Below are 23,613 nucleotides of genomic sequence, written 5' to 3'. Positions count from 1 at the left end.
TATGCCGCTTTATGCCTATCGGGGCCGGGATGCCGGTGGTGAACAGGTAAAAGGGCAGTTGGATGCCGCCTCTGAAAGTGCGGCAGCCGATCAACTGCTGGCCAGAGCCGTGATCCCGCTGGAACTCAATGAGGTCAAAGCGGGCCGGGATCTTAGCCTCAAGGGCCTACTGAAACGTAGAGTCAGCCTGGATGAACTGCAGATCTTTACCCGGCAGATGTATTCCCTGACCCGCTCCGGCATTCCTATTCTGCGAGCCATTGCCGGGCTGGCGGAAACCACCCATTCAAAGCGGATGAAAGAGGCGTTGCAGGATGTCTCAGAGCAGTTGACCGCCGGGCGGCCGCTGTCGTCGGCGATGAACCACCATCCGGACGTGTTCGACGCCTTGTTCGTCTCCATGGTGCATGTGGGAGAAAACACCGGCAAACTGGAAGATGCCTTTTTGCAGTTGTCCGGTTATATCGAGCGGGAGCAGGAAACCCGCAGACGGATCAAATCTGCCATGCGTTACCCTATGTTTGTTCTGTTGGCGGTAGTGCTGGCATTGGTGATCCTCAATATCATGGTGATCCCCAAGTTCGCCGAAATGTTTTCCCGCTTCGATGCCGAATTACCCTGGGCGACCCGGTTGCTTATCGGTACCTCCAACCTGTTTGTCAATTATTGGCCCTTGATGCTGGTGGCGCTGGTGGTAACTGTACTCGGGGTGAGTTATTGGCACAAAACCGAGCAGGGGGAAAAGCAGTGGGATCGTTGGAAACTGCATATTCCGGCGGTGGGTTCCATCATAGAGCGCTCGACCCTGGCTCGTTATTGCCGTAGTTTCGCCATGATGTTGAGCGCCGGGGTGCCCATGACTCAGGCGCTCAGCTTGGTGGCCGACGCCGTGGATAACAGTTATATGCACGACAGAATCGTCAACATGCGCCGCGGGGTCGAAGCGGGGGAATCCATGCTGAGGGTTTCCAATCAGAGTCAGTTGTTTACGCCTCTGGTGTTGCAGATGGTGGCGGTTGGGGAGGAAACCGGCCGCATAGATCAGCTACTCAATGATGCCGCCGATTTTTATGAGGGTGAGGTAGATTATGACCTCAAGAACCTCACCGCCAGGCTGGAACCTATTTTGATCGGCATAGTGGCAGTTGTTGTGTTAATCCTGGCCCTGGGTATTTATCTGCCTATGTGGGACATGCTCAATGTGGTCAAGGGAGGCGGCTGATGCCAAGCCAGCATCAGGCTGAGGAAGATCTGCTGCGAACCTTTGCCAGTATGGCGGCGCTGTTGATTCTGTTGATTATTTTGGCGGTGTTGGGAATGCGTTATTTTTCTGCTGTGGACAAGGTATCGGCCAGAGGGCTGCAGCTTGAACACCATAGGATGTTGAATGTGATAGCTATGGTGAGATCCCAGTGGTTGCGTTTGGGGCGCCCTGAACAGATGCAACTGGATTGGCAAACATTGGATCACGAGGTGCAGCCTAGTCCATTGGCAATGAATCCGGCCGGTTGGCCACAGGCACCCAGCCGGGATGACAAAGGCTGCGAGGTGCTTTGGCAGCAGCTTCTGGGAGGTATACCGGATAAGGCGGTGATTCAAGCTCAGTTTATCAACCGGGATCAAAGTTGCCGTTATCTGAGCCCTGCCGGTGACAGTTTGAGCTATCAGTTGGACACTGGAAGGGTCATTTTTTTGACGTCAAATACAGATTATTGACTAAATGGTTTTTTATCTTAACGGAGCTGCTAATATCCATGGCGAACAGGTGGAGGAAACCTAGATGAAACGACAGATGCAAGGCTTCTCGTTAATCGAGTTGGTGATAGTAATAGTTATCCTGGGCCTGCTGGCCGCAACTGCTATTCCGCGTTTTTTGAATGTGACAGATGATGCCGAGGATGCCAGCCTCGAAGGCGTGACGGGTGGCCTGGCTACGGCGGTGAGTTTTGTACGCTCCCAATGGGAGGTTGATGGTCGCCGTAATACGTCAGTGCTCCTCGATGGTATTTCCGTGTCTTTGGACACCCGTTTCGGTTATCCAACCGGCACTGGCAATACTTCGGCCACTTCCATGGATGATGCCAGTTGCCAGCAAGTATTCAACACAGTACTGCAGAGTGCGCCTAAGAATGTGCTCTATACCGCTGACGCCAGAGAACAACGTTATACCGTCAGAGCCCTGGATGGTGCAGGTGTAAGTGCTACAGCCATTGACGGTACTTTAATAACCGGGCTGGATCTCTGTGTTTACCATCAGGTGGCATCATTGGCACTGAACCAAAGTTCAGGCGTGGCAACACCGGCGCCGGATCTCAACACCACAGGCGCCAAGGGTATTACCTATAACCCGGGAACCGGCCAGGTCTTGAGTTTCAGCAACTGATTGAATTGTATTTTTTGAACCAAAGGAAAGCGCTATGCGAAAACAACAAGGTTTCACCTTGATAGAATTGGTGGTGGTGATCATCATTCTCGGTATTTTAGCTGTGGTAGCAGCGCCCAAGTTTATCAATCTGCAATCCGATGCCAGAGCATCCACTCTCCAGGGAATGAAGGCGGCACTTCAGGGGGCCAATGCCATGGTGTATTCCAAGGCTGTTATTGCCGGTCAAGGTAAAACTGCGGGTGAGAGTGTTGTCATTGGCAAGAGTGGTAACAGTGATATTAGTGTTACTGTGGATTTTGGATATTTGGATAGTGCGACCAATTCCACCACAGTGAAAACCAATCTGGAAAAAGCCATGGACAATACTTTCGAGGCTATTACCGGAACAGATACCGTTGCAACTGAAGACTTTGGGGTGATCTATGTCAGTGAAACTTCTTTCATTATTGTCCCCAAGGGTAAGAAAGGCAGTGAGGCCTGTCGTATTAACTACACCCCAGCCACAGTAACTTCGTTGCCAAAGTATGTGGTAACAGGTACAGATTGCTAATTTGAAAGGGATAGAAAATGAATAAACAACAGGGTTTTACGCTGATTGAATTAGTGGTGGTGATTATCATTTTGGGGATACTGGCCGTCACTGCAGCGCCTAAGTTTTTGAATCTGCAATCAGATGCAACCAAGTCAACTCTTTCTGGTATGAAAGCAGCGTTACAGGGCGGTAATTCCTTGCTCTATTCGAAAGCTGCTATTCAAGGTAAAGAAAAAGACGACGGTAGCAATGGTGACAATGTTGATCTTACAGGGGATGATAGTGCGGATATCACTGCTGTATATGGATATGTGAAGGCTGATGCAACCAATATTCTCAAAATTCTGGAAGCAGATACCACCTCCAGCGGGGAATGGGTTATCGCAGCTCCCAGCGCAGCCAATGTCAGTGCTGCTGATGTGATCATTTATCGTAAGGGAACAACGCCTTCAGACACTTATAAATGCTTTGTTGAGTATTCGGAAGCTACCAGGAACTCATTGCCCGTATATAAGATCGTGGATACCAACTGCTAATAGCCTGTAGCTGAAAAGGCCTGCCAAGCAGGCCTTTTTTACGTCAGGATTCAAACTATTGAGCTTATTTGCCATACTTGACTGAGTATGGAATTGGCGGGAAATCATATGGCTGTGACCAAGGGGACAGGCACCCGGGGATTTACTCTGGTGGAGTTGGTAGTGACTATCATGTTGCTGGCCATACTTTCCGTCGTGGTGCTGCCCAAATTGGTATCCTCCAGTAGTTACAGTGCCTGGACGCTGCGACAGGAGTTGATTGCCGAGCTGCAAAAGACCCAGATGTTGGCACTCAATAATCCCGACCGCTGTTATCGACTCACTATCAGCAGTGGCGCTTATCAACTCAGCCACTTGACCCAGGATTGCGCGACCCTTATCCGCAGTAATAGCGCCGAAAGCTTGCCGCGTAATACCCGGATACTGCTTCAAAGTAACGGCGCTGACAGTGTTCAGATCCAGTTTGATGCTTTGGGCCGCACCAACCTTGCCTGCAATGGCGCCTGCCTCTCAGTGGTCGCCGATGAAACCCTGACTATCGCCATAGAGTCCGAGGGCTATATCCATGAGGGCTAAAGCGCGGGGATTCACCCTGATAGAGCTGGTGATCGGCATGTTGGTGCTCGGTATCGCCCTGGTGCTGCTGACCAGCGTGCTGTTTCCCCAAAGCGATCATGCGGCGCAGACCCTGCATAGAGTGCGCAGCGCCGAGTTGGCTCAGGCTGTGATCAATGAAATCTGGGGCAAGCGTTATGATGAACATAGCGGCGTTAATGGTGGCCTGCCCGCCTGTAACGGTTTGGGCGGTGTCACTTGTACCCGGGTTAGCGATTATGGCCCGGATGGTGAGAGTCGGGATCAATTTGACGATATCGACGATTACCACGGTCTTAACGAGCAGAGCCTGATGCTTAATGCCAGCCGGAATTATCTTGAACACTATCCAGGCTATCGCCTCAGCGTCCAGGTATCTCAGTATCAAGCCAACAGCAAGCTGGTGACTGTCACGGTAACCACCCCGGCAGGCGAGGCTATCCGTTACGACGTGCTGAGGAGTAATTTCTGATGCGCTGCAGGCAGGGTAAGAGATTCATAAAGATCAAAGGACAAGGTTTCGCCAAGGGCTTTACCTTGGTGGAGTTGGTCACTGTGATCCTTATCCTGGGGATTCTGGTGGTGGGGGTCAGCAGCTTTATTATCTTTGGTACCCGCATATTTGTGGATTCTACTGCCGTCGACAGAGTGCTGGGCAGCAGTCGTTTCGTGATGGAACGCCTGAGCCGGGAGCTGCATAATGCCGTGCCTTCCAGTCTCAGGTTGCAGTCCAGCTCTCAGCAGCAGTGTTTGGAGTTTCTGCCCATCAGTGCCAGCGGCAGCTATCTGTCATTGCCTTTGGCACCGGATGTCCAGGCGGACACTGCCACAGTGTTTGCGCCGGCAACGGCGGTTTCGGCCGGTGAACAATTGCTGGTGTACCCGCTGACCCATGCGGAGATTTATGGCAGTGGCAGCAACAAGCGTCACGCTATAGAGAAGGTCACTGCCAACGGCTCACTGCTGACCTTGCAGTTTGCCGCCGCGGTTAATTTTGCCGAAGCTTCACCGGCGAAGCGCTTTTATGTGGCCGGGCAACCTGTCAGCTACTGTTTTTCGCAGGCAGATGGCAGCATTCGCCGTTATAGCCACTATGGTTATCATGCCGGTCAGCCTCTGCCCGATACCATGGGCACGGGAGCCTTGATGGCTGAAGGCTTGAGTAATGATATGGCCACCAACCCGGCGGTGCGTTTGCTGCCTGCGACTCTGGTTAACAACGCCATAGTACAGTTGCAGCCGCAGTTTGCTGTTGTCGGTGAAAAGTTTCAGTATCAACATCAAGTGCAGGTGATCAATGTTCCCTAGCCGAAATTATCACTGTTATGCGCAAAAGCATCAGGGCGGCAGCGCCTTGGTGATAGCCATCTTTGTAATATTGGTGATGTCGCTGTTGGCGGTGACTCTGTTGCGGGTTGGCGGCGACGCCGACGAGGGCGTTAATCTGGAAGTCTGGGGCTTAAGGGCGCTCAATGCTGCCAACAGCGGCGCCGATGCGGCCCTGGCCAGGCTATTCCCCTTAAGCGGCGGCACTGCCGGTTGCGCCGCCGTGGGCTCAAGTTGGACAGCGCCGGATGTGACCGGGTTTCATGGCTGTAATGTCCAGCTCAGTTGCGAGACCTTAAGCCAGGATGCCAGCCCGGGCAGTGCCAGATTGTATCGTATCCGCAGCACTGCGGTATGCGAGAGCGGCAGTTGTGGTGTGGGCGCGGCTGATGACAGTCAATGTCTGAGAGTGAGCCGGGTTGTGGAGGTGGAAGCCCGTGAATAGATACTTGTTGTGGGTTATCACCTTATGTTGCTCTTTTCAGGCAATGTCATTCGAGGTTATTGATAATAGTGAAATTTTTCCAGCAGTGGTGCAAGGGCATCATGGTAATAACAATCGGAATTGTAATGCGCAGGGTACTTCATCTCTAACCTTATATAACAATGCTAAAATCAATGGAACCCAAGGGATGGCATTGAAGTATTGCTCAATAAATAACGGGTCACCTACGGATGCGTGTGATGATGGTAACGGTGGGCGAATGCAATGCCAGATTGCCAGTTCTAGTGTTGGTGGCTTCAACCTTAATGCCAACGAAAATCGATTTAAGACGAGTACCAGTAATAGCCCGATTTCTGATTGTGCAACCCTGACTCAGCAAAGTGCCATGCAAAATATGTGGGGAAGACTGTCAATTTATAGTGGATGTTCGGGCAGTTTTTCCAATGTATATACGGAATACCGCCTAAGAAAAATGGAGCTTGGCAGCAATGCACGGTTAACGCTAACGTCGGGGGATTATTGGCTGGAAACCTTGCAGCTTAATAAGGGCGCCCAGTTGGATGTGCAAGGTAACAGCCGCATTTTTATCTCGAATAATGCAGAATTAAATGGTGCGACTATTAACGTGGCTTCGGGTGGGCAATTGACCATAGTGGCCTACAATGACCTGACATTGAATAGCGATAGTACAGTTAACGGTTATGTATACGCCGATGGTACGGTGACCTTAAATAATAAAGCTGTGGTGAATGGCAGGGTAACCAGTCGCCATTTGGTAATGAATAGTGATACTCAAGTTAACGAAGTCATAGTGGATCCTCCACCGCAGGAACTGCATTGTTTCAAAGATTATTTTAATTCGACTTCCCTATCGGCAGATGCTTGGGCCATCAAGGTGCTGGGCAATTCAATGCCGCCCAGCATAGTGGGCGGGCGTCTGAGTTTGACTCCTGCCCAAGGCAATCAGGCAACCTCCAGTACCTATCAGCGCTTGTTTCCGGCCGAAGGCAACCTGGTAACAGTTGAATTTGATTATTACGCCTGGTCGCCCCAGAGTGGTACCGGCGGTGATGGTGTGGCGGTGATCCTTTCTGATGCGGCTGTGACGCCGCAACCGGGCAGTTTTGGTGGCGCCTTGGGTTATGCCCAGCGTAATGATGGTACCCCGGGTTTTGCCGGAGGCTGGTTGGGGGTGGCACTGGATGAGTACGGAAATTTTTCCAACCCCACAGAAGGGCGTGTCGGAGGCCTGGGGGAGATTCGACAATCTGTTTCTATTCGTGGTTCAGAGGCAGGTTCTTATCGTTACCTGAAGGGGACGAAAGATTCTATCAGTCCTGGTATTGATGTTCGAGGCTCTAAGTCTCCTGCGCCGGGGCACAAGTATAAGATTACTGTAGATTCCCGTCAGGCCAATATGGCCATGGTGTCTGTTGAGCGAGATACAGGTGCCGGTTACCAAACTCTGGTGAGCCCTTTCAATGCCCGTAACTTTCCTGGACAAAGCCGTGTGCCGACAGATTTTTACCTGTCGCTTACCGGCTCTACCGGTGATGCTAACAACAACCATGAGATAGACAATTTCCAGGTTTGTGCCCTGGAGTCAAAACCCGTGGGCGAGCAGGTGCATCATTTTGAGTTTGATTACAGCAGCGCGCCTTTTACCTGTCGCGCCGAACCCATCACCTTGAGGGCCTGTAAAAATGCCAGCTGCTCAGAGCTCTTCACTGGTACTGTCACCGCCAATTTGAGCCCGAATCCTGTCAGTAACGGTCGTTGGTTGCCGGCAAGTTCGGTGACTTTCAATGGCGGCAGTACCCAAATTCAACTGCAAAAGTTTGATCAAACGCCGCTGACACTGGGGGTTTCCTCCTCGACTCCGGCCACCCGCCCCGGCAGTGATACCCTGTGCCGAAGTGGCAGCGGTCCCTTGAGTTCGGTCGCCTGTCGCCTGAGTTTTGCCGAGAGTGGTTTCATCTTTGATGTGGCAGATAAGCTGGCCAACAAGCCAGAGACGGGAGTGCTTGTTAAGGCGATGAAGTCAGATGGCACAGCCCAGTGTGTACCGGCCTTTGCCAGTACCAACAAGACGCTTTCGTTCTGGAGTGAGGCGCTGTCGGCAGTTGTCGGTTCACCCAAGGTGCAACTGAAACCGACAGGCGCCCTGAGCTGGCAGGATATAGGCAGCAGTCAAGCTGCCGCCACGCCGCTGACCCTGGCCTTCGACAGTCAAGGCCAAAGCCGAATCGATATCAATTATGCCGATGCCGGTCGGGTCGAGTTAAACACCCTCTATACTGGAACGACCAGCGAAGGGGATGCCGGGCTGGTGATGCACGGCGCCGATGATTTTGTCAGCTTCCCGTTGGGATTCTGTGTCGAGGTCGAGCAATACTGCCAGGCCGCGGATGCCTCCTGTGCGCCTTTTCGGCGGGCGCAGGAAAATTTCCCACTCAGCATCAGCGCCAAAGCCTGGGCGGATAATGGTAATGCCGATCTCTGTAAAAACCTCACTACACCTTCCTATCAACAGGCGGGTCTCTCTTTATGGCATAAGTTGATTGCACCGGCTTCAGGTCAACCCGGTGAACTGCAACTGCAGCAGTATGATCATCTGCGCCAGCAAACGCCTGAGAATAACCGGCTCGCTCAGGCGGTCAGTGAGGTTGGGGTGTTTGAATTCGGCGTCACGGCGCCTTTGCCCTACGAGGGCAGTGTGACCTTCCCGAGTTTGGTGGCCAGTGCTTATTGGCAGGGGCCGAGCGGCAAAACCAAAATGCCAGTCGGGCGTTTTGTGCCGGCTTTTTTCCGAGTCGATGAAGCCAGTTTGCTGCCCGCCTGTAATGGTTTCAGTTATATGGATCAGCCATTTGAAGTCAGTTATAAAGTCAGCGCCTTGGCACTGGATAGGCAAGTGACCCAAAATTATGTCGGTGATTTTGCCAAGGCTTACAGTCATTATCAGGCAGTCAATCAATTCGACGGAGTGGCCTTGGACAGCCGGGTTTCGGGGGGCGAGATCACTTCAGATACCTGGGTGGATGGCCTGGCTGAGTTCCAAGGGCAACTCAAGTTTGCCCGTAAGGACCCGGTTGCAACAGACGGGCCTTTCCCGCTTTTGGATATAGGCCTGGAAATTCAGGATCCGGACAAGATTGCCGAGCTGCAGGGGAGCAATATGCAAAGCGATTTCAGCGGTGACTGCTCTGTGGCAGGCAACTGCAGCGCCGTGCGTCTTGGTAGCCAAAAGATGCGTCATGGGCGTTTGCTGTTGGACAATACCTTTGGCCCGGAAACCCAAATCTTGAGCATGGCGGCGAGGACAGAGTATTGGGATGGTAGTGGCTGGCGTTTGAACGAGCTGGATAACTGCAGTGTGTTCAACACGCCGCTTGAATATCAACAGGATCAACTCACCCTGGGTTACCGCTATGAACCTGCGCTCAGTGCCGGGCAGAGTATTAGCCGCTTCGCCAGCGGCGGCAACACAGTCACCGCCTTTGGCGGTGAATTTGAACTCTTGTGGCGTGCGCTCGGAAGCTCCGGCTATCGCGGTAAGGTGACGGCGCCGCTCAAAACGCCTGAATGGTTGCAGTGGTACTGGAATTGGAATGGTCTCAATGACGGCACACTTAGCGACCCCAGAGCCAGTGCCTTCTTTGGCCGCTATCGCGGCAACGACAGGATCATCAGTTGGCGGGAAGTTAACTGAAGCCGAATAACAACAGTGTGAAGCAAATCACTAAAGCGCCAAGATGTAGATAATTTAACTTTGTCTTCAACTCACATTGAGCATAATCGACAGCCTCTGCTGTATTTGGCTGATTAAATTATGTTGGAAGCGCTTGCGGGTTTGGGGTGGATCTGGTCTTTGGGGCTGATCCTGGCTGTACTTTTTGTGTTGGCATACGAGTTCATCAATGGCTTCCACGACACCGCCAATGCGGTAGCCACTGTGATTTATACCAATGCCATGCCGGCCAGAGGCGCAGTGCTGGCCTCGGCGCTGTTCAACTTTGCCGGGGTGTTGCTGGGGGGGCTCGGTGTGGCTTACGCCATAGTGCATCTGCTGCCGGTCGGGCTCTTGTTGGACATGGATTCCTCCCAAGGCCTGTTGCTGGTGTTCTCCCTGCTGTTCTCGGCCATCGTCTGGAACCTGGGTACCTGGTTCTTCGGTATTCCCGCCTCCAGCTCCCACACTCTGATCGGCTCCATCATGGGTGTCGGTGGTGCCTATGCCTGGCTCAACGGCCAATCGCCGCTGGATGGCGTCAATACCGGCAAGGCGATAGATATCATGCTCTCCTTGCTCTTGTCTCCAACCCTGGGCTTTATTCTGGCGGCGATTTTGCTGTTGGTGATGAAACGTATCTGGCGTAAGCCCAAACTGCATCGCACTCCGGCAGAGCAGATGGCGGTCAATGGCAAGAAGCACCCGCCATTCTGGGCCCGGATTACCTTGATAGCCTCGGCCATGGGGGTGAGTTTCGCCCATGGTTCCAACGATGGTCAGAAGGGGATAGGTCTGGTGATGTTGGTGCTTATCTGCATGGCGCCGGGTTATTTTGCCCTGGACTTGAACAGTCAAAGCTTCGATATGGATAAGGCTCAGGATGCCAACCGGCGCATCATGGCCCTGTATGAGCGCAACCCGCAGCTGGTGGCTAACTTGGGTGAGCACGCCGCCGACAGTCGCTGTCAGGACTCGGCCATCGCTTCGATGCAAAGCCTGGATAGGCTCCTTGAGCAAGGGAATACGGTTAAACAGCTTACTCAGGAACAGCGCCGGCAAGCCAGGCAGCTGATCCTTTGTATCGATGACAGTACCCGCAAATTGGCCAAGCAGCCATTGCCCGCTGCAGAAGTCAGTCAGTTAAAACATTGGCGTGGTCAGCTTAACGCCATTACCGAATATGCGCCGCTATGGGTCATAGTGGCCGTTGCCCTGGCGCTGGGTTGCGGCACCATGGTGGGCTGGCGCCGGATTGTGCACACGGTTGGCGAGAAAATTGGTAACGGTGGCATGACCTACAGTCAGGGTATCGCCGCGCAGTTGACCGCCGCCGGTTCTATCGGTATCGCCAGTATGACAGGCATGCCGGTATCTACCACCCATATCCTGTCTTCGGCCGTGGCCGGCACCATGGTGGCCAATGGCTCCGGAGTACAGAAAAACACTATTAAACAAATTCTGTTGACCTGGGTACTGACACTGCCTATGACCATAGTTTTGTCGGCCGGGCTCTTTATGTTGGTGCAAACCTTTTTTGCTTAATAAGCACACAAATCATGTCAAGGGATTGGCATGATCCAAGCTTTTGGCAACTTTATCTCAGCGCATTGCGACAGCTTTTACAGATATATGCCAAAAACCCTCACGGATTAGCGAATGTTAACCCCGCGAGTCTTGTGGAATGCCGGAGGCATTGATAAAGTTAGCTGATTTTCATTTCTTCTGACTCCACAGAATACAGGCTAGTTACATGTTCAAGAAGCTGCGTGGCATTTTTTCTAACGATCTGTCGATCGATTTGGGTACAGCTAACACTCTCATTTATGTTCGTGAAGAAGGCATTGTATTGAATGAGCCTTCCGTGGTCGCCATCCGTGGCGAACGAAGCAGCTCTGGGCAGAAATCCGTGGCCGCAGTCGGTACTGAGGCGAAGCAGATGCTGGGACGTACCCCCGGCAATATTCAGGCCATCCGCCCAATGAAAGATGGGGTTATCGCCGACTTCTATGTAACCGAAAAGATGCTGCAGCACTTTATCAAGCAAGTGCACAACAACAGCTTTTTCCGCCCAAGCCCTCGGGTACTCGTGTGTGTGCCTGTAGGTGCCACTCAGGTTGAACGCCGCGCGATCAAGGAGTCAGCTATGGGTGCCGGCGCCCGTGAGGTTTACCTGATTGAAGAGCCAATGGCGGCCGCCATAGGGGCCGGCCTGCCGGTTTCCGAAGCCACAGGCTCCATGGTGGTGGATATAGGTGGTGGTACCACTGAAGTGGCCATCATCTCGCTCAACGGCGTGGTTTACTCCTCTTCCGTGCGTATCGGAGGTGACAAGTTTGACGATGCCATCATCAACTATGTGCGCCGCAACTACGGCAGCCTGATTGGTGAAGCCACGGCCGAACGCATCAAGCACACAATCGGCACGGCTTATCCAGGCGATGAAGTACTGGAGATTGAAGTGCGCGGCCGTAATCTGGCCGAAGGGGTACCGAGAAGCTTTACCCTGAACAGCAATGAGATCCTCGAAGCGCTGCAAGAGCCGCTGTCGGGCATTGTCAGTGCCGTGATGGTCGCACTGGAGCAGTCGCCTCCGGAGTTGGCATCCGACATCTCTGAGCGCGGTATGGTGCTCACAGGTGGTGGTGCCTTGCTGCGGGATCTGGACCGTCTGCTGATGCAGGAAACCGGGATCCCTGTAATGGTCGCCGAAGATCCGCTTACCTGTGTGGCCCGCGGCGGCGGTAAAGCACTGGAGATGATCGATATGCACGGCGGTGACCTGTTCTCAGAAGAAAACTAATACTTTCCAGCACAGGCGGTATCTTACCGCCTTAGCTTTTCTATGAAGCCTATTTTTGTTCGCGGTATTTCAAATCAGTTCAGGTTGACATTGGCAGTGGTCATGTCGGTGATCCTGCTGGTTGCCAATGATCGTCTCGAACCTGCGAGACAGTCGCTGGCATCCTTACTGAGCCCTCTACAGTACCTGGCCAATGTGCCAGGTGAGCTGCTGGATTGGTCTGCCCAGAGTCTGGCGACCCGTGACATGCTGGAGCAGCAAAATAAAGAACTCTTGCGCCAGCAACTGCTGATGAGTGAAAGACTGCAGCGTTTTGAACACCTGCGCCAGGAAAACCAACGCCTACGTGAACTGCTGGGCTCGCCGGTGCATATGGACTCGCGCAAGATGGTGGCCGAGGTGATGGAAGTGGCCAGTGACCCCTTCCATCATTATGTGGTGATCAACCACGGCAGTCGCAACGGCGTGTTTGTCGGTCAGCCGGTGGTGGATGCCCAGGGGGTTGTCGGCCAAGTGGTACAGGTCAGCGAACTCACCGCCAGGGTGTTGCTGCTCTCCGACCCCAAACACGGCTTGCCGGTGCGTATTACCCGCAACGATGTGCGCCTGATAGCCAACGGTATAGGCGAGCTCGATGAGATAGAACTCAGACACGTGGCCAAGAGTACCGACATCAAGGTCGGCGATCTGCTGGTGACTTCTGGGCTTGGCAACCGCTTCCCGGAAGGTTATCCGGTGGCGCGGGTGATTTCGGTTTCCCGGGACGATGGCCAGAGCTACCTCAAGGTCACGGCGCAGCCGCTGGCGGCGCTGGACCGAATCCGTTATCTGCTGCTTATCTGGCCTGAAGACCATCCCGGCGCCAAGCCTGAGTCACAAGAGCCGGCTGCAACCGACGCCAACAGTGGAGCCGAATCATGAGTCTGGAAAATGCCAATGGCCGTTTGGCGGTATGGCTGACCCTGCTGCTGGGTATGCTGCTGCAGATCATGCCGGTACCGGAAATGTTCAGCGCCTGGCGCCCCGATTGGTTGGTGCTGGTGATGATCTATTGGGCCGTGGCGCTGCCCCACAGATACAATATTCTCACCGCCTGGGTGTTGGGGGTGCTACTGGATATTCTACTGGGGGCTACCCTGGGGATCCGCGCACTGGCCATTTCCCTGGTGATCTATGTGGTGGTACTGCACTTTCAGAAGTTGCGTAACTTCCCCATGTGGCAGCAGTCTTTGGTGATCGCCAGCTTGATCTGCTTCTATCATCTGATTATTTTCTGGGCCCAGTTTGTGGTATCAGGGGCGCATTTCACCATGGAGCTATTCCTGCCTTCCCTGTCCAGCCTGGTTATTTGGCCCTGGGTCTTCTGGATACTGCGCCGCATCAGGCGCCACTACAAGGTACGTTAATATGCCGCTGATTTTGGCCTCAGCCTCTCCCAGACGCCGCGAGCTTTTGGCACAGCTGGCGCTGGGAAATCCGAACTTTGGTTTTGAGATCCTGCCCGCCGATATCGACGAGAGTCATCAAGCCGGGGAAACCCCGGAGCAGTTTGTCAGCCGTTTGGCCGAAGAGAAGGCTGCAGCAGGTTTAGCCCTGTGGTGCGGGAACCCTGAACATCAGGAAGGGTCTGATACTCTAGTGCTGGGCTCAGATACTATAGTGGTATTGGGCGACAGAATTTTGGGTAAACCCATGGACAAGGCCGATGCCTGCGCCATGCTCAAGAGCCTGAGTGGCCGCAGTCATCAGGTGATGACTGCCGTGGCCTTGACCGATGGCAAGCGCACAGAGGCGGCTCTGGTGGTCACCCAGGTGTACTTCTGCGACTTGAGCGATGCCGATATTCAGGCCTATGTTGCCTCGGGCGAGCCCATGGACAAGGCGGGAGCCTATGGCATTCAGGGGCTGGGTGGCAGCTTTGTCGCCAAGATTGAAGGCAGTTATTCGGCGGTAGTGGGCCTGCCCATGGCTGAAACCCGGTCGCTGTTGCACAAGGCCGGATGTTTGTAAGCTCGCTTACACAAACTGACGAATTTTTAGCAGCTTTAACGCCCGCCAGTCGATAAAATCAATGAATTAACATCCAACAAGGGTAAATCGTGAATACCAGTCGCACAGTCAATAGCAAGGCTCCGCGGAAGATGGGGTCAGAACTGCTGATCAATGTGACGCCCACGGAAGCGCGAGTCGCATTGGTAGAACACGGTGTCCTGCAGGAAGTGCATATCGAGCGGCGTATGAAGCGCGGCCTGGTGGGCAATATCTACAAGGGCAAGATCAGTCGGGTTTTGCCCGGGATGCAGGCGGCATTCGTCGATATCGGCCTGGAAAAGGCGGCCTTTCTGCATGCCTCGGACATAGTGCCGCACACAGAGTGTGTTGCCGATGTGGAAAAGGGCAACTTCGTGGTGCGTGATATTGCCGAGCTGGTACGTCAGGGCCAGGACATCATGGTGCAGGTGGTCAAAGACCCCCTGGGCACCAAAGGCGCGCGGCTGACCACAGACATTACCCTGCCTTCCCGTTACCTGGTGTTTATGCCGGGCTCAAGCCATGTGGGGGTTTCCCAGCGAATAGACTCCGAAGAGGAGCGGGCGCGGCTGAAGAAGATTACCCTGCCTTTTGTCGACGATGACGGCGGCTTTATTATTCGCACCGCGGCCGAAGGCATAGGTGAGGATGAACTGGCGCAGGATGCTGCTTTCCTGCGGCGGGTGTGGGCCAAGGTCAGCGAGCGGCGCAAAAGGCCCAAGGCCACGCTGCTGTATCAGGACTTGGCCTTGCCGGTGCGAATTGTCAGGGACTTTGTCGGTGCCGAGCTCGATCGCATTCAGGTGGACTCGGGCCACACCTTCGAGGAACTGCTGCATTTCGCCCAGGAGTTCATGCCGGAAATTGCCGATAAGATAGAACACTACAGTGGCCCGGCGCCGATTTTCGATCTCTACGATGTGGAGAATGAGATTCAGCGGGCGCTGGAGCGTAAGGTGGAACTCAAGTCCGGTGGCTATTTGATCATCGACCAGACAGAAGCCATGACTACTGTGGACATTAACACTGGGGCTTTTGTCGGCCACCGTAACCTCGAAGAAACCATATTCAACACCAACTTGGAAGCGACCCAGGCGATTGCCCGTCAGCTGCGGCTGCGTAATCTCGGCGGCATCATCATTATCGACTTTATTGATATGCTGCAGGATGAGCACAAACAAAGGGTGCTCAACAGCCTGGCCACGGCACTGGCCAATGACAGGGTCAAGACCAATATCTCAGGTTTCTCCGGCCTGGGTTTGGTGGAGATGACCCGCAAGCGCACTCGCGAGAGCCTGGAGCATGTGCTTTGTGGCGAGTGTCCTGCCTGCCGTGGTACCGGCTCGATGAAAACAGTGGATACCGTCTCCTTTGAGATCTTCCGCGAGATCATCCGTCTCAACCGCACCTATGATGCCGATGAATTCCTGATTTACTGTGCCCCTGCGGTACACGCCTGCCTGTCCGATGACGAGAACCACCTGGTGGCTGAACTCGAAGTCTATATCGGCAAGCGTATTCGCATTCACTGCGAGCCCATGTATGTGCAGAGTAAATATGATGTGGTGATGGTCTAGTGCGGCTGTCTTTTTGCCCTCGAACCCTTGGCCGCTATTGCTGGCGCACTTTGGCCGTGACCTTGGTGCTGTTTGCCTTGATGGTGAGTCTCATCCGCGGGCTGTTGCCGCAACTGGATGAAGCCAAGCAGCAATTGGCCGACTATGTCGAGCGCGAATATGGCGTCGAGGTCCAGATAGGCAATCTGTCGGCCCGTTGGCAGGCTTTCGGCCCGGCGCTGACGGTTGAGGACTTGGTGTTGCCGCCGCAGGAGCGTTTGCCGGTGACACTCATGATCGACAAGGTCGATGTCAAACTGGATTTTTGGCAGAGTCTGATGACCGCCGGCCCGCAAGTGGAAGACGTGATCTTCGACGGGGTGCAACTGGCGCTGGATCTGGATCATCTGGGGCAAAAATCGACCGCGACTCTTGATACTGAAAGTAAACCTGCCCCAGCCACCAATATCGATTGGCTCTACGCTTTGCTGCTGGAGCAGCTGGACCGTTTTTCTATTCGCGATGCCAGTGTGCAACTGCTGTCCAGCAGCCATGATTATCGTCCCATTCATCTGCGGGACCTCAGTTGGCGCAATAGCGGCAAGTTGCATCAGGGCAGCGGCGCTCTCTATTTGGACGAGCTGGCAACGGCGACCGAACAACTCACTCTCAGGCTGGATCTCAAGGGCGATGGCTACAAGCCTGATAGTATCAAGGGCCAGGCCTATCTGCAGGCGCAGTCGCTGGATCTAGGTAAGTGGGCCTCGCGCCAGCCCAATCCCTACGATCCGCAAACCAAGCTGCCACTGGAGGGCGTGATTAACCTGGAAGCCTGGATTGAGTTTGCCAACCGTGGCCTGGAATCCGGGGTGATCAAGCTGTTGCCCAGCTGGCTGCGCTGGTCGCTCAGAGATGAGCCACAAAAATTTGCCATAGACGGTGGAGTGATCGCCTGGCAGCCCATAGCCGACGGCTGGCGCCTGGACAGCAGCGAGCTCAAGCTGGCAACCAATGACAAGCCTTGGCCCAAGCTGGAGTTTCACGCCATGGAAACCGCCGGGGTGCTTTATGGCAAACTCAATGAACTGCAACTCGATGGCTTGTTGCCGCTGTTACCGCTAGTTCCCGGCATGCCCTTGGAAGGCTTGCGTACCTGGCAGCAACTCAAGCCTCAGGGCAAGCTCGGGCCTTTGGCTATCTATCGCCCCAAGGAAGGAGCCCTGCAGGCTAAAGTGGCGCTGGAGCGGGTTAGCTGGCAGCCTTCCGAGTCCATCCCTGGCAGCACACCAATCGATCTTTCTCTGGGTTGGCGGAACAATTTCCTCAGCGCGGCATTGCCTAGCCAGGACTATAAACTGGACTTTGGCGATGGTTTCAAGGCGCCGCTCAGTTTTCGCGCCGATGCCTTTGAGCTGGGCTTCTCGCTTGAGCGCCAGGCGCTGGTGCTGCCGGCACTGCATCTGGGCAATGACGACATCAGCCTGGACGCCTCGATGCGTTTGCTGCTGGCCGACAAGCCACACCTAGCGCTGTCTTCCCGGGTCAAACTACTCAACGCCGCCAATGCCGGGCGTTATTTCCCGCGCCATGCCATGGGTGAGTCGCTGGCCGATTATCTGGAAGGCGCCCTTAAGGCCGGTCGTAGCGATGATGCCGCCGTGGTCTGGCACGGTGAGCTGGCCGGATTTCCCTATCAAGATCATTCCGGGGTGTTTCAGGCAGGGTTCAATCTGACCCACGCCGAATATGCCTTCCAGCCGGATTGGCCGGCGGTGACCGACTTGAGTCTCAAGGCGCTATTTGAAAATGCCCGGATGGATCTCTGGGTCAACAAGGGCAAGCTGTTGAATGTGGCGGCCGATGGCGCCCATGTCTATATCCCCAAGATGGATCACCGGAGTCTGCTGCGGGTCGAGGCGCAACTGGCGACTCAAGGGCAGGATGCCACCGAGGTGTTGCAGCGCTCGCCGCTTAGAGACAGTGTCGGTATCACCCTGGATGTGGTGCAGGTTCAGGGGCCTGTCAGCGGCAAGCTGGATTTGAGTATTCCGCTCTATGACGGTGAAGAGGCGCAGATCTTCGGTGATGTCCAGTTTGCCGGGGTGCCGATTTATATCCGTGAGCCAGGGGTGTTGCTGGATAAGGTCAGCGGCAAGGTGAGTTTTCATAACGAGGTGGTCAAGGGTGAAGGCTTGAGTGCCAGCCTGTTTGGCCAGCCGTTGCAGTTTGGGTTCGATACCGGCAAGGTCAATCAGAATATGGGGCTCAATGCCAGGCTCAAGGGCCAGTGGAACCTCGCCAACTTGCCGTCCGAGCTGGATAATCCTTTAAGCGATTTTTATCAGGGCGCGTTGGATTGGCAGGGGAATCTGAAGCTGATCTTTGATGAGATAGGCTATCGAATTCAAGCCAATGTTAATGCCAATCTCAAGCAGACAGAGTTGCTGTTGCCGCCGCCTTATCAAAAGGCATCTGGGCAGGCGCTGACGCTCAAGGCCGAGCTGCTCGGTGACAACAAGACCAGCTCCCTGGGCGTGCGTCTGGGGGATAAGGCCGAATTCTGGGGTGGCTTTGATGCCGACTCAGGTAAGGGCCTGAAACACTATGACCTGCTGCTGGGGCGCCTCTATCGCAGCGGCGATCAGTTGCAGAAGCAGGATGGTCACTTACGGCTGGCCCTGGATGAGGTGGATTTTGCCCAGTGGCAGCCGCTGATCAACGCCTTTGTCGGCGGTGGTAACCATGACGAAAAGGCTGCTGGCGAGAGCCAAACAGCAGTTCAAGCCGTGACTCAAGCTAAGACCCAGGCCAAGACCCAGGATGAGACTCAAACCGAGAGCACGGCCGGCACTACAAGCATTGCAGCCGACAAGGCCTTCTTCCCTCCGCTCAAGGGGATAGAGGCCAGAGTGAAACAGCTCGAGCTACTGGGGCAGCGTTTTACCGAGTTGCAACTCAGTGCCCGCCCCGGAGAGCATGCCTGGCAGATAGAGGGACTGTCACCGGAGTTTTCCGGTCGGGTAGAGATCTATCCGGATTGGTACAGCCAAGGATTGAAGTTGGTGGCCTCGCGCCTGTATCTGAATCCGATAGCGGCAGCAGCGGCTGAGCCCGATTCCAAAGCGCAATCCGAGCCCGAGCCTGAAACCAATCTGCTTCAGGGCAGTGACCTGCCGCCGCTGGCGGTGGAGGTGGATGATTTCCGCTATCAGGATATGGCGCTGGGGCGTTTGTTGTTGCAGGCTAACCCGTCGGCGACGGGCTATCAGATCCAGACCTTGGCGCTCAGCAGCAACGATGCCAGTTTGCAGGGCAAGGGTGAATGGCTGAGCCGTGATGGTAACAACCGGACCCAGGTCGAGCTCAATCTCAAGGGAGATAAATTTGATCTGTTGGCTACTCGCTTGGGACTGGATCCCGGCGTGAAAGACTCGCCGCTGGAGGTCAAGGCCGAGCTCAACTGGCTGGGGGCGCCGCTGGCGTTTAATCTGGAGAGTCTCAGCGGTAAAGTACGTTTCGATCTCGGCAAGGGGCATATCGAACAGCTCAGTGACAAGGGGGCGCGGATCTTCTCTCTCTTTAGTCTGGACTCGCTTTTACGCAAGTTGTCACTGGACTTTACCGATGTGTTTGGCAAGGGCCTGTATTACAACTCCTTTGGCGGCGATCTGACCCTGGAGAACGGGGTGCTCAAGACCACCAATACCGAGATGGACGCCATTGCCGGTAACATGAAGGTGCGCGGCTATACCGATCTGGTTACCGAGAGCCTCAACTATGATATTCGCTTTGTGCCGCAACTGGCCTCCAGCGTGCCGACTGTTGTGCTGCTCAGTACCAGTGCCTGGACCATGGGCCTGGGGGCTTTTGCCCTGACCAAGGTGCTGGAACCCGTGATTGAGATTATTTCAGAGATACGTTTCCGCTTGACCGGCACCATGTCAGAGCCCAAGCTGGAAGAGTTGGAGCGAAAGAGCAAAGAGATAGAGATCCCTGAGTCTGTACTGCCACGGCAACCCAAGTCGGCGCCTGGGAAAGGACAGACTCAAGTGCAGGACGATGAGCCTGCGGCCACGGATGCAGGCCAAGGTGATCAAGCCAAGGACAACAAAGCCAAGGACAACAAAGCCAAAGCGCTTAACAGCGACCCAGTGAGGGCTGTTGAAGAGGGTGTCGGCGGCGCTGAGGCTGAAAAATCTTTGCCTCAAGCCGATAAAGTCACGCCGCTGCCGCTCAAATCGCCGAGTGAACCCAAGACAGAAGTGCCAGTGAAACAGGAAGTCGAACATGCAAGTCAGTCTGCTACAGTGTCAGAGTTGCCGGGAGCCGGAACAGAATCTGCAATTTATCGTCTCGCAGCTTGAGACTCTTCCCCGCCAAGATAATGAACCCCAACTCGTGGTGCTGCCCGAGTGCAGCCTGCTGTTTGGCGGCCATGAGAGCATGCAGTTGGCCTGGGCCGGTGAGCCTGGGCAAAGCCCGCTCAAACGGCAACTGGCCGAACTTGCCACCCAGTTTCAGGTATTCCTGCTGGCCGGCTCTATTCCGGTAGCCAGTGGCGATGGCCGGGTTTACAGCCGCTGTTATCTGTTTAATGATCAGGGGCAGGTACTCGGCGACTACGACAAGCTGCATCTGTTTGACGCGGAAGTGACCGACGGTACAGGCCAATACCGCGAGAGCGATACCTTTTGCCCGGGTGAGCGGATAAGCGTGGTGGATACCCCTTTTGGCCGCATCGGCCTGGCTATCTGTTATGATCTGCGTTTCCCGGATCTGTTTCGGGCGCTGCGTTTGCAAGGCGCCGAGATCATCGCCTTGCCCTCGGCCTTTACCAAGGTGACAGGCGAGGCGCACTGGGAAGTGTTGCTCAGAGCCAGGGCGATAGAAACCCAGTGTTTTATACTGGCGGCGGCGCAATGGGGCCAGCATAATCAAGGAAGCCGCGAGACCTGGGGCCAGAGCATGATAGTCGACCCCTGGGGACGCATTCTGGCGCAGAAGGCCGAAGGCACAGGCTGGGTGCAGGCATGTTTGGACAAGGCCGAGTTAGCGCGGGTGCGCAGCGCCATGCCCGTAGAGACACACAATAGATTTTTGCCGCCGCAACTGGGCGACGGTAAGCGGAAATAACCAACAAGGCCACAGGGCCGGATTGAGAGAGACCCAATGCCATTTTTAACCCAAGTGGGACAGAGTTTACTGCAAGAGGGACTGCACCTCGACGATCTGCAAACTTACCTGGAGCGAATCCACCAACACCAGGTGGATTTTTCCGATCTCTATTTTCAGGGCAGCCGTCATGAAACCTGGGTGCTGGAAGATGGCATAGTCAAGGAAGGCAGTTTTCATATTGAGCGCGGTGTCGGTGTCCGAGCCATCAGTGGTGAAAAGACAGGTTTCGCCTACGCCGATGAGATAACCCCCAAGGCCCTGGCTGCCGCCGCCGATGCCGCCAGAGGCATAGCCCAGACTGGGGGCAGCTATCAAACTCAGGCCTGGAAGCGCCGCGGCGCCAAGGCGCTGTATCTGAGTGAAGATCCAATAGCGGCACTGGAAGAGGGCCGTAAAATTGCCCTGCTCAAGGAAGCGGATGCCTATATCCGCAGCCTGGATAGCCGCATCATTCAAGTGGTGGTCAGCCTGGCCGGAGTGCATGAAGAGATACTGGTAGCTGCCAGCGATGGTACTCTGGCGGCGGATATCCGGCCGCTGGTTCGCTTCAACTGCTCGGTGATCCTCGAAGAAAACGGCCGCCGTGAACGGGGCGGTGCCGGTGGCGGTGGTCGTCACCACTATCAAACCCTGATGGCTGCCGCTGATGACGGCCTGCCCATGTGTTTTGCCTTTGCCCGCGAGGCCGTGCGTCAGGCACAGGTCAACCTAAAGGCGATAGACGCCCCTGCCGGTGAAATGCCTGTGGTTCTGGGCGCAGGTTGGCCCGGAGTCTTGTTGCATGAAGCGGTTGGCCACGGTCTGGAAGGTGACTTCAACCGTAAGGGCAGTAGCGCCTTCAGCGGTAAGATTGGCCAGCAGGTGGCCTCCAAGTTGGTCACTGTGGTGGACGATGGCACGCTGGAAAACCGCCGTGGCTCGCTGACCATAGATGATGAAGGTACCCCGGCGCACAAGACAGTGCTGATTGAGAACGGCATTCTCAAGGGCTATATGCAGGACAAACTCAATGCCCGCCTGATGGGACAAAAGCCCACTGGAAATGGCCGCCGCGAATCATACGCTCACTTGCCTATGCCGCGGATGACCAACACCTATATGCTGGCCGGAGAGTCGGCGCCCACCGATATTATCAAGTCGGTGAAAAAAGGCCTCTACGCCCCCAACTTTGGTGGCGGTCAGGTGGATATCACCTCGGGTAAGTTTGTGTTCTCGGCCTCTGAAGCCTACCTGATTGAAAACGGCGAGATCACCAGTCCGGTGAAGGGCGCGACCCTGATAGGCAACGGCCCGGAAGCCATGGGGCAGATCTCCATGGTGGGCACAGATCTTGAACTCGACAAAGGCGTCGGCGTCTGCGGCAAAGACGGCCAGAGTGTCCCGGTCGGGGTTGGGCAGCCAACGCTTAAACTGGACCGTCTGACGGTCGGCGGCACAGCCTGAGAAATGCTGTCGAATCCCTGATTCGGCAGCTGAGTTTAGCGCTGGTTCCTGCATTGCTCTTGGGCGAAGTTGATAGCCGCTGTGACGGCAGAAAGTCTTGGAGCAAATGCATCCCTATTAATCTAAATCGATTGTGATCTTTGCAGAAACAGGCTTAAGCCTGCCGCAGGCAGGCCTGGCAAGGACAATGCTGCATGAACCTCCGAAAGTGAGCGTCTCAGAGAGCCTACTTCCAAAAATCCGTCGTTATTTATCAGAGACTGCCCCCTGCAACGAGCTTCCTTGCAGCTCGTAAAGTGTTTAGGGTGTCCTGTATATTCCTGCTGTATATTGGGTTAGAGAAGGAGCTGGATAAATGAGAGTCGAATTAAAACTTTTTATCATATCTATGTTATTTATGGTTACAGGTTGTAATAGTACAGAGGCTGAAGCTATGGATTTTTGCCCCCCAGAAATTGAAAAAGAAGCCAGAGAAACATTAGGCTTAGTAGGCAAGGAATCTATAAGCCTGCATGAACTTTTAGCATTAGCTGGCAGTAAAAGTTTGGTTTACGAGCCTTATGAGATTGACAATAAACCTCTAAATTGCTCGAACATTAAATTGAATAGTGATTATCTTTCGTACATGGTATATGCAGGATTCAATGAGACTAAAGAGTATAAAAAGTCATATCTAGTGATAGCAAACTCAATGGAAAGCAAAGTGCTTTATATTGATAAGAGGTATATGTATAAGGCCCCAAAAATGTTCTGATTATTAAAATAATGTTTTGAATCCAAGGCCTCGAACTCGCGAGGCTTTGTTTTATCAGGTAAAGGGGGCTTGGCTTGGGTTTGTTTTCAGTGAGCAACGGCTCAATGACAAAATCCGTTAGGTACCAAATTCAATTGGGTTATCTGCTCAGGTGAAAATCCGTGGCGATTCAGATTGGAAAAAAAGACAGGGTTAAAATACAGGACAGCCATATCTTTTTGATGTTTCGCCCAAAAAAGACAGGACAGCCATATCTTTTTGATGTTTCACACAGCTTTGACTAGGCTTTGAAATACCCATCA

Annotated in this window: 20 protein-coding genes; all 20 read left to right on the top strand. The window is 54.3% G+C overall.

Annotated elements, in window-relative coordinates:
• Position 1: 1 nt before the first annotated feature.
• Positions 2–1,222: a type II secretion system F family protein gene (locus tag WKR14_RS18370; protein ID WP_144134060.1), complete on the top strand. Its 1,221-nt coding sequence runs from the start codon at positions 2–4 to the stop codon at positions 1,220–1,222.
• Positions 1,222–1,716, top strand: coding sequence for an MSHA biogenesis protein MshF (locus WKR14_RS18365; protein WP_101058387.1), 495 nt, complete (start codon positions 1,222–1,224; stop codon positions 1,714–1,716). The genes WKR14_RS18370 and WKR14_RS18365 overlap by 1 nt, the downstream gene beginning before the upstream one ends.
• Before the next feature lie 64 nt (positions 1,717–1,780).
• On the top strand, positions 1,781–2,383 hold the full coding sequence (locus tag WKR14_RS18360; RefSeq protein WP_039034083.1) for a pilus assembly FimT family protein: 603 nt from the start codon (positions 1,781–1,783) through the stop codon (positions 2,381–2,383).
• A 34-nt stretch (positions 2,384–2,417) separates the two neighbouring features.
• A complete protein-coding gene (locus WKR14_RS18355) occupies positions 2,418–2,936 on the top strand; it encodes a type II secretion system protein (protein WP_219012047.1) in 519 nt (172 codons plus the stop codon).
• A gap of 17 nt (positions 2,937–2,953) precedes the next feature.
• Positions 2,954–3,454 carry a type II secretion system protein gene (locus tag WKR14_RS18350; protein ID WP_335921447.1) on the top strand — a complete coding sequence of 167 codons (501 nt, stop codon included), beginning with the start codon at positions 2,954–2,956 and terminating at the stop codon, positions 3,452–3,454.
• Positions 3,455–3,562: 108 nt separating this feature from the next.
• Entirely contained in the window at positions 3,563–4,030 is a 468-nt protein-coding gene (locus tag WKR14_RS18345; protein ID WP_335921446.1) for a prepilin-type N-terminal cleavage/methylation domain-containing protein, read from the top strand.
• Complete coding sequence (locus tag WKR14_RS18340) at positions 4,020–4,520, top strand: type II secretion system protein (protein WP_224866458.1); 501 nt, start codon at positions 4,020–4,022, stop codon at positions 4,518–4,520. Before WKR14_RS18345 ends, WKR14_RS18340 begins: the two co-directional genes overlap by 11 nt.
• Positions 4,520–5,356 (top strand): PilW family protein, encoded by an 837-nt coding sequence (locus tag WKR14_RS18335; RefSeq protein WP_335921445.1) that lies wholly within the window; start codon positions 4,520–4,522, stop codon positions 5,354–5,356. Before WKR14_RS18340 ends, WKR14_RS18335 begins: the two co-directional genes overlap by 1 nt.
• Entirely contained in the window at positions 5,346–5,819 is a 474-nt protein-coding gene (locus tag WKR14_RS18330; protein ID WP_165565720.1) for an MSHA biogenesis protein MshP, read from the top strand. The genes WKR14_RS18335 and WKR14_RS18330 overlap by 11 nt, the downstream gene beginning before the upstream one ends.
• A 532-nt stretch (positions 5,820–6,351) precedes the next feature.
• Positions 6,352–9,531 carry a DUF6701 domain-containing protein gene (locus tag WKR14_RS18325; protein WP_339087078.1) on the top strand — a complete coding sequence of 1,060 codons (3,180 nt, stop codon included), beginning with the start codon at positions 6,352–6,354 and terminating at the stop codon, positions 9,529–9,531.
• A gap of 120 nt (positions 9,532–9,651) precedes the next feature.
• On the top strand, positions 9,652–11,094 hold the full coding sequence (locus WKR14_RS18320; RefSeq protein ID WP_224866455.1) for an inorganic phosphate transporter: 1,443 nt from the start codon (positions 9,652–9,654) through the stop codon (positions 11,092–11,094).
• Positions 11,095–11,302: 208 nt separating this feature from the next.
• The gene (locus WKR14_RS18315) at positions 11,303–12,352 is read left to right on the top strand and encodes a rod shape-determining protein (protein ID WP_025011854.1); all 1,050 of its coding nucleotides are present in this window, start codon (positions 11,303–11,305) and stop codon (positions 12,350–12,352) included.
• 42 nt (positions 12,353–12,394) lie between these two features.
• Positions 12,395–13,273, top strand: coding sequence for a rod shape-determining protein MreC (gene mreC, locus WKR14_RS18310; protein WP_039034090.1), 879 nt, complete (start codon positions 12,395–12,397; stop codon positions 13,271–13,273).
• Positions 13,270–13,758 (top strand): rod shape-determining protein MreD, encoded by a 489-nt coding sequence (gene mreD / locus WKR14_RS18305; RefSeq protein WP_025011856.1) that lies wholly within the window; start codon positions 13,270–13,272, stop codon positions 13,756–13,758. Before mreC ends, mreD begins: the two co-directional genes overlap by 4 nt.
• A 1-nt stretch (position 13,759) precedes the next feature.
• Complete coding sequence (locus WKR14_RS18300; protein ID WP_335921443.1) at positions 13,760–14,362, top strand: Maf family protein; 603 nt, start codon at positions 13,760–13,762, stop codon at positions 14,360–14,362.
• Between the two features lie 131 nt (positions 14,363–14,493).
• On the top strand, positions 14,494–15,960 hold the full coding sequence (gene rng / locus WKR14_RS18295) for a ribonuclease G (protein ID WP_044735291.1): 1,467 nt from the start codon (positions 14,494–14,496) through the stop codon (positions 15,958–15,960).
• Positions 15,960–20,303, top strand: coding sequence for a YhdP family protein (locus WKR14_RS18290; protein ID WP_335921442.1), 4,344 nt, complete (start codon positions 15,960–15,962; stop codon positions 20,301–20,303). Before rng ends, WKR14_RS18290 begins: the two co-directional genes overlap by 1 nt.
• The gene (locus WKR14_RS18285) at positions 20,227–21,072 is read left to right on the top strand and encodes a carbon-nitrogen hydrolase family protein (RefSeq protein WP_335921441.1); all 846 of its coding nucleotides are present in this window, start codon (positions 20,227–20,229) and stop codon (positions 21,070–21,072) included. Before WKR14_RS18290 ends, WKR14_RS18285 begins: the two co-directional genes overlap by 77 nt.
• Before the next feature lie 36 nt (positions 21,073–21,108).
• The gene (tldD, locus tag WKR14_RS18280; RefSeq protein WP_335921440.1) at positions 21,109–22,557 is read left to right on the top strand and encodes a metalloprotease TldD; all 1,449 of its coding nucleotides are present in this window, start codon (positions 21,109–21,111) and stop codon (positions 22,555–22,557) included.
• Between the two features lie 355 nt (positions 22,558–22,912).
• Positions 22,913–23,311 carry a hypothetical protein gene (locus tag WKR14_RS18275; protein WP_101054766.1) on the top strand — a complete coding sequence of 133 codons (399 nt, stop codon included), beginning with the start codon at positions 22,913–22,915 and terminating at the stop codon, positions 23,309–23,311.
• Positions 23,312–23,613 lie beyond the last annotated feature (302 nt).

The organism is Shewanella chilikensis, assembly GCF_037953065.1.
Classification (GTDB): domain Bacteria; phylum Pseudomonadota; class Gammaproteobacteria; order Enterobacterales; family Shewanellaceae; genus Shewanella; species Shewanella chilikensis.
Note: the sequence above shows the minus strand (reverse complement) of the source record. Positions and strands in the feature narration are given on the sequence as shown.

Excerpts from the sequence above, each read along its gene's own strand:
- WKR14_RS18370 (WP_144134060.1), top strand. The coding sequence starts at position 2 with ATGCCGCTTTATGCCTATCGGGGCCGGGATGCCGGTGGTGAACAGGTA.
- WKR14_RS18365 (WP_101058387.1), top strand. The coding sequence starts at position 1,222 with ATGCCAAGCCAGCATCAGGCTGAGGAAGATCTGCTGCGAACCTTTGCC.
- WKR14_RS18360 (WP_039034083.1), top strand. The coding sequence starts at position 1,781 with ATGAAACGACAGATGCAAGGCTTCTCGTTAATCGAGTTGGTGATAGTA.
- WKR14_RS18355 (WP_219012047.1), top strand. The coding sequence starts at position 2,418 with ATGCGAAAACAACAAGGTTTCACCTTGATAGAATTGGTGGTGGTGATC.
- WKR14_RS18350 (WP_335921447.1), top strand. The coding sequence starts at position 2,954 with ATGAATAAACAACAGGGTTTTACGCTGATTGAATTAGTGGTGGTGATT.
- WKR14_RS18345 (WP_335921446.1), top strand. The coding sequence starts at position 3,563 with ATGGCTGTGACCAAGGGGACAGGCACCCGGGGATTTACTCTGGTGGAG.
- WKR14_RS18340 (WP_224866458.1), top strand. The coding sequence starts at position 4,020 with ATGAGGGCTAAAGCGCGGGGATTCACCCTGATAGAGCTGGTGATCGGC.
- WKR14_RS18335 (WP_335921445.1), top strand. The coding sequence starts at position 4,520 with ATGCGCTGCAGGCAGGGTAAGAGATTCATAAAGATCAAAGGACAAGGT.
- WKR14_RS18330 (WP_165565720.1), top strand. The coding sequence starts at position 5,346 with ATGTTCCCTAGCCGAAATTATCACTGTTATGCGCAAAAGCATCAGGGC.
- WKR14_RS18320 (WP_224866455.1), top strand. The coding sequence starts at position 9,652 with ATGTTGGAAGCGCTTGCGGGTTTGGGGTGGATCTGGTCTTTGGGGCTG.
- WKR14_RS18315 (WP_025011854.1), top strand. The coding sequence starts at position 11,303 with ATGTTCAAGAAGCTGCGTGGCATTTTTTCTAACGATCTGTCGATCGAT.
- mreC (WP_039034090.1), top strand. The coding sequence starts at position 12,395 with ATGAAGCCTATTTTTGTTCGCGGTATTTCAAATCAGTTCAGGTTGACA.
- mreD (WP_025011856.1), top strand. The coding sequence starts at position 13,270 with ATGAGTCTGGAAAATGCCAATGGCCGTTTGGCGGTATGGCTGACCCTG.
- WKR14_RS18300 (WP_335921443.1), top strand. The coding sequence starts at position 13,760 with ATGCCGCTGATTTTGGCCTCAGCCTCTCCCAGACGCCGCGAGCTTTTG.
- rng (WP_044735291.1), top strand. The coding sequence starts at position 14,494 with ATGGGGTCAGAACTGCTGATCAATGTGACGCCCACGGAAGCGCGAGTC.
- WKR14_RS18285 (WP_335921441.1), top strand. The coding sequence starts at position 20,227 with ATGCAAGTCAGTCTGCTACAGTGTCAGAGTTGCCGGGAGCCGGAACAG.
- tldD (WP_335921440.1), top strand. The coding sequence starts at position 21,109 with ATGCCATTTTTAACCCAAGTGGGACAGAGTTTACTGCAAGAGGGACTG.
- WKR14_RS18275 (WP_101054766.1), top strand. The coding sequence starts at position 22,913 with ATGAGAGTCGAATTAAAACTTTTTATCATATCTATGTTATTTATGGTT.